The following is a 5,838-nucleotide window of genomic DNA, read 5'->3' as shown; positions in this document are numbered from 1 at the left end:
CCGCCCCCCTCGACCCCCGCATCGGCACTATCGCCGCGACCCGCCGCTGATCGTGGTCCGGTGGTCAGGCCGATTGCCCGACACGCGGTCTGGCCACCGATACCGGCGGTCGGTGCGTTGCTACTGTCCACGACGTGATCGGTGCCCGACGCCGAATCGGCGTGCTCGCCTTGTCATCCGCCCTGTTCATGACGGGTGCGGCGGTCGCGTCCGCCGCACCGGATGCCTCCGGCTCATCGCAGCCGGGCGGCGGTATCGGGTACTGCGAGGGCGCCGAGCGGGAGTCCTCCCTGCGTCAGGATCAGGCTCGACTGCTGGCCCGCCTGGGTGGTCTGACCACCTTGCGCGATGCCGGGGACTTGGCCGCGTTAGCGGCCCTCGGCCACTGGTCATTGCCGACGCATCTGCATGTGAACTTCAAGAATCTCGGGGTGGCCATCGCCCGCCCCGAGGCGATCCTCGAAAAGCAGGTCTATTCAGGCAATCCCGGCATGCTGCTGTATCGCTCGCTCGCGGAGACACCGCTGGGCGAGCACATCGACCCCTACACGCTGAATTTCCCTTACGTGCTGGCAGGTTGGGCGCACGGCGTGATGTACACGCCCGGGGAGTATCCGACCTCTCCTGATCTGTGTATCAGCCAGTCCGACTGGTTCGTTCACGAGCAGGGCGTCCACACGCTGCCGGAATGGGGATTCGCGGCCGAGCCGCCCGCCGAGGCGTTCCTGGGTCAGAGCTCCGGCGAACTGTTCCCGCTGCCCACCCGCAGCTTCGGCCCAACCCACGGCCGGTTCTGGGATATCCACGTCTGGCGGGACCCCGAGGACGGCCCGCCGGTCATCGCGGTGGAGACGCCCTTCGGCCACATTCACGGCGCGCTGCCGCCCGTCGACTCCTTCTTCTATCCCGGCGCCGATCACTACGAGAACGGTGACCACCTGTCCCACGACGAGGACTAGCCGCCAATCCCGCTGCGGGACAACTCAGTAGCCTTCGCCTCGCGGCCGCTTCGAGCCGAAGTAGGGGCGGGCGCCTGGGTGGTCTAGTTGCCACTTGTCGGGTTTGCCGGAGGGGTACATGACCGGGATCTGGTCGCCGATGGCGGGCCATTGGAAGGTGTCCCAGGCGAAGCGGCCGTAGACCTCGTGGGCTACTACGGAGGGGCCCGAGATGCTGCCGCTGATGGTGACGTATTGCTCGCCGGGGGCGTCGGGGCGGGGGCTCACGCCGGTGACGTACAGGGTGCCGGACTCCAGGCCGACGGGGGAGGTGTTCGGCCCGCCCCACATCGGGTCGCCGGACAGGCCGCGCGAACCGCCGCCATTGCCGCGGCGGTAGTAGACGAGCGCGGCGGCCAGGGCGGCACCGATCAGCAGGATGAACATGAGCTGCGTGAGCATGAGGTCCATGCTAGGCGGGGTCGCGATCGACCCCGGTCGGGACTACTGGGCGGTGAGTTCGGAGACTCCTTCGTGGCGGCGGAGCTGCCAGACGGTGGTGCGCTTGGATTGGGAGCGGCCGTTGCCGCGGTCGATGAGCGTGCGGTTGGCGGTGGTGAAGACCAGTTGGGCGCCCTGGGTGTTGGTCTCCGGGTTCTGGAACAGCTGGATGAGGCTGTCGGCGGTTTCGGGGGTGAGGGCGGCGTCGATATCGTCGACGGCGAGCACGCCGCCGGTGTCGAGGGCGTCCAGCATGGGCGGGAGCAGGCGCAGCATGGCGAGGGTGGCGCTGGATTCGTCGGTGATATCGAAGGCGGTCTCGATGCCCTCGTGGCTCAGGCCCAGGCCGACACCGCGCCGGGCCACCATGCGCGAGTACAGCGCGTCGCGCGCGGCGTAGAGGTTGGCCAGTTCGCGCTGCAGCAGGGTGACGGTGATGCCGTGTTCGAGGAACATCTCCTCGGCGTAGTTCGCCGAGCTGATGCAGGACTCGATTTCCTTTGTGGTGGAGGCGATATCGGTGTCCAGGTCGCGCAGGTAGTCGGCGTACATGGGGTCGTCCGACGGCAGCAGCAGATCGGTGATGCCCAGGTCGGCGGCGCGCAGCAGGGTGAGCAGCCGCACCGCGTGATCGGTGGAGCGCGAGATGTGCGAGCCCACCCGGTGCGCGATCTCGGCGGTATCGGGTTGTCCGCACTGCACTTCCAGCAGCGATTGGAACCAGCGGTAGGCGGGCACCAGGGGTTCGGCGTACAGCTGCCCGGAGAGGCTGAGCAGCAAGGCATTCGGCCGCACCAGCGGCACCACCGCCCCCAGACCGTACCGAGCGGCCTCGAACATCGGTCCGATGCGGATATCGTCGCCCGCCCGCTCGTACACCACCCGCTTGCGATTGTGCGGATGCGAGTGCAGCCATTCGGCGGCCACATCGGCATTGTCGAGCCGGAACCCGTAGGTGTACGGGCAGCCCTCCGCCACGAAGTTCGCCACGAATTCCGAAGGGCGGTCCGCGAATCCGAGGTGCGGCGTGCGCACCGGACCGGAGTAGGGATCCCAGCCGGACACCGAGTTCAGCACGGCGTCACGCATCTTGTCGAGCGCGTCGATGAGTCCGGTCTTGCCGGTGGCGGCCGCGCCGTACACGGCGGTGACGGGCGTGGCGATCGGCCCGCTACCCCGGGTGAGCCGCAGTTCCTGCGGTTCGGCGAGTGACCGATGGTTCGTCACCTGAAAACTACGCAACACCTTGGACATCCTGCCGGTAGCGGGTCGGAAATGCGACTCACCTTATTCGGACGATTCCGTCGCTCAGCAGCCGGATGGCGACATCCGGATTTTCACTATGGCCGAATGGCGGTGTGCGCCAACCGCGTCAGCGCACGACAGCGCAGCGTCAGCGGGTCAGGCCGTAGGCGCGGGTGGGTTTGAATCGGACGACCGCGCGGCGATCGGCGACCATGGCGCGGCGGTAATCGTCCCAGTCCGGGTGCTCGCCGCTGATCGCGCGGTAGTAGCGGATCAGCTCCTCGACGGTCTCGTCGTGCGGATCGGCGGCCACGGGGGACAGGGTGGTCTCGCCTTCGAGAACCGCGTAGGACCAGAAGTCGTCGCTGGTGACGTGCAGCGCGGCCCACGGATCGCGGCGCAGATTGTGGTACTTGGCACGGTCCGCGGTGATGGAGATGCGGATGAGCCCGTCGTCACCGGTCCAGTGCGTGACATTCGACAGCTGCGGGCGGGTGTCGCGGCGAATCGTGGTCAGCACCGAACGATGGTGGGAGCGCGCGAAATCGAGTGCCTCGGCAAGGTCCATGACAGCTGCAACCGGGGCGATTGCGGGGGTGTTCCCGGGCGCGGGAATTCGCTCGAGCGACCGGCTCGCCAACCGCGATAACACGGCGCGACGTGCGGGAATGTTGATCAAACCTGTCGGCGGGGAGCGATAGAGTGCCTGTTGTGAGCGAATCAGGCGTGGAGATCACCGCGGCGAGCGGAGACGAGCGGGTCGAGTGGCAGCGGCTGGCGGAGGAGGTTCGCGACCATCAGTTCCGCTACTACGTGCGGGACGCGCCGATCATCACCGACGGTGAGTTCGACGAGCTGTTCAATCGGCTGGTGGCGCTCGAGGAGGCGCATCCGGATCTACGCACCCCGGATTCGCCGACCCAGGTGGTCGGGGGCGGCTTCACCACCGAGTTCGCGCCGGTCGATCACCTGGAGCGGATGTACTCGCTGGACAACGTCTTCAACGAGGACGAGATGCGGCAGTGGATCGCCAAGGTGGAGGCCGACGCCGGAGCGGACATCCACTACGTCTGCGAGGTGAAGATCGACGGTGTCGCGCTCAACCTCGTCTACGAGGACGGCAAGCTGGTGCGCGGCGCGACCCGCGGCGACGGGCGCACGGGTGAGGACGTCACCCTCAATGCCCGCACCATCGAGGACATCCCGCACGAGCTGACCCACAGCGAAGATTTCCCGGTGCCGAAGCTGCTCGAGGTGCGCGGCGAGGCGTTCATGACGCTCGCCGACTTCGAGGCGCTCAATGCCGCGATCGTCGCGGAAGGCAAACCGCCGTACGCGAATCCGCGCAATACCGCCGCCGGTTCGCTGCGGCAGAAGGATCCGGCGGTGACGGCCCGGCGGCGGCTGCGCATGATCTGCCACGGTTTCGGGCGTTTGGAGGGCTTCGCGCCGGAGTCGCAGTACGAGGCGTATCGCGCGCTGGCCGCCTGGGGTCTGCCGGTCTCGGCGCACACGGTGCGCGTGCAGGGCGCGGACGCGGTGGTCGACCGCATCAAGTACTGGGGCGAGCATCGCCACGATATCGAGCACGAGATCGACGGCCAGGTCATCAAGGTCGACGAATTCAGCCTGCAGCGGCGTCTCGGTTCGACCTCGCGCGCGCCGCGCTGGGCCATCGCCTACAAGTACCCGCCGGAGGAGGCCACCACCAAACTGCTCGACATTCAGGTGAATGTCGGTCGCACGGGCCGGGTTACGCCGTTCGCGGTTATGCAGCCGGTCACCGTCGCGGGTTCCACGGTGGCCATGGCGACCCTGCACAATGCCTCCGAGGTGCAGCGCAAGGGCGTGCTCATCGGCGATACCGTCACCATTCGCAAGGCCGGTGACGTGATTCCCGAGGTGCTGGGACCGGTGGTCGATGCCCGCGACGGTTCCGAGCGCGCCTTCGTCATGCCCACGCACTGCCCCGAATGCGGCACCGAGCTGGCGCCCGCCAAGGAGGGCGACGCCGATATCCGCTGCCCCAACCAGCAGCACTGCCCGGCGCAGTTGCGGGAGCGGGTGTTCCACGTGGCCGGGCGCGGTGCGTTCGATATCGAGGCGCTGGGCTACGAGGCCGCCATCGACCTGCTGAAGTCGGGCGCGATCAGCGACGAGGGCGATCTGTTCTCCCTCGACGAGGAGAAGCTGCTCACCACCACGCTGTTCACCAACAAGAACGGCACGCTGTCCGCCAATGGCAAACGGCTGCTGGAGAATCTGGAGTCCGCCAAGGACCGCCCGCTGTGGCGCGTACTGGTCGCCCTCTCGATCCGGCACGCGGGTCCCACCGCCGCCCGGGCCCTAGCCACCGCCTTCGGCAGTATGGACCGCATCCGCGAGGCCTCCGCCGAGGAACTCGCCGCCACCGACGGCGTCGGCCCCACCATCGCGGCCGCGGTCACCGAATGGTTCACCGTCCCCTGGCATCTCGACATCGTCGACAAGTGGGCCGCCGCCGGCGTCCGCATGGAAGACGAGCGCGACGAGTCCATCGAACGCAACCTCGAGGGCCTCTCCATCGTGGTGACCGGCTCCCTGCAGACCTTCACCCGCGACGGCGCGAAGGAGGCGATCCTGATTCGCGGCGGCAAGGCCGCCGGATCCGTCTCCAAGAAGACAGCTTTCGTGGTCATCGGCGATTCCCCCGGTTCGAAGGCCGACAAGGCAGAGGAACTCGGCGTCCCCATCCTCGACGAGGAGGGCTTCGTCAAACTCCTCGAGGGCGGCCCCGAAGCCGTCTCATGAAGATCAACACGCACTGGGGCAGGCCCCTTCTCGGGAAATGCCTGCGCCAGTGCATGGTGATCAATGGTCCAGGTCTGGTGTTGGGTTAGTTGAGGATGGAGTTGGGTGATGGGTGTGGCGGATGAGCGGGCGAAGGGTGATGGCGTGGTGGAGATTCGGGTTGCCGAGCCGGGGGATTACGCGGCGATCGGTGAGCTGACCGTCGAGGTTTACGTGGGCGAGGGGCACGTGAATCCCCAAAGTCTTTACGTCGCAGAGTTGGCCGACACCGCCACCCGCGCTGCCTCGGCCGAGATCCTGGTGGCCGTCCGCGGCGACGAACTCCTCGGCTCACTCACCATGGCCCGCCCCGGCACCCCGTTCG

The 5,838-nt window shown here is 67.6% G+C and carries 5 protein-coding genes and 1 pseudogene; 3 read left to right on the top strand and 3 right to left on the bottom strand.

Translation table 11 applies throughout. The features are described 5' to 3' along the window. The first annotated feature begins 134 nt into the window (after positions 1-134). Positions 135-959, top strand: a complete 825-nt coding sequence (locus tag ACAM49_RS38330) for a hypothetical protein (RefSeq protein ID WP_369640419.1) — start codon at positions 135-137, stop codon at positions 957-959. 24 nt (positions 960-983) lie between these two features. Here ACAM49_RS38330 and ACAM49_RS38325 read toward each other — a convergent pair whose 3' ends face one another. The 3 genes from ACAM49_RS38325 to ACAM49_RS38315 form a co-directional block, all read right to left on the bottom strand. After that, positions 984-1,289: a hypothetical protein gene (locus ACAM49_RS38325; protein WP_369640421.1), complete on the bottom strand. Its 306-nt coding sequence runs from the start codon at positions 1,287-1,289 to the stop codon at positions 984-986. A 153-nt stretch (positions 1,290-1,442) separates the two neighbouring features. Beyond that, on the bottom strand, positions 1,443-2,666 hold the full coding sequence (locus ACAM49_RS38320; RefSeq protein WP_369640418.1) for an ATP/GTP-binding protein: 1,224 nt from the start codon (positions 2,664-2,666) through the stop codon (positions 1,443-1,445). Positions 2,667-2,832: 166 nt separating this feature from the next. After that, on the bottom strand, positions 2,833-3,252 hold the full coding sequence (locus ACAM49_RS38315) for a PPOX class F420-dependent oxidoreductase (protein ID WP_369640417.1): 420 nt from the start codon (positions 3,250-3,252) through the stop codon (positions 2,833-2,835). 158 nt (positions 3,253-3,410) lie between these two features. Between ACAM49_RS38315 and ligA the strand changes: the two genes are divergently transcribed. After that, positions 3,411-5,474, top strand: a complete 2,064-nt coding sequence (gene ligA / locus ACAM49_RS38310; RefSeq protein ID WP_369640420.1) for an NAD-dependent DNA ligase LigA — start codon at positions 3,411-3,413, stop codon at positions 5,472-5,474. A 108-nt stretch (positions 5,475-5,582) separates the two neighbouring features. Then, positions 5,583-5,838, top strand: a pseudogene (locus ACAM49_RS38305) (hypothetical protein); the annotation flags it as partial.

The sequence above is a fragment of the Nocardia sp. JMUB6875 genome, from assembly GCF_041154655.1.
GTDB lineage: Bacteria > Actinomycetota > Actinomycetes > Mycobacteriales > Mycobacteriaceae > Nocardia.
This window is presented reverse-complemented; position numbering and strand designations above follow the sequence as displayed.

What these genes read in the sequence shown, in the direction of transcription:
- ACAM49_RS38325 (WP_369640421.1), bottom strand. Translation starts at nt 1,289, where the DNA reads ATGTGGGGCGGGCCGAACACCTCCCCCGTCGGCCTGGAGTCCGGCACC.
- ACAM49_RS38315 (WP_369640417.1), bottom strand. Translation starts at nt 3,252, where the DNA reads ATGGACCTTGCCGAGGCACTCGATTTCGCGCGCTCCCACCATCGTTCG.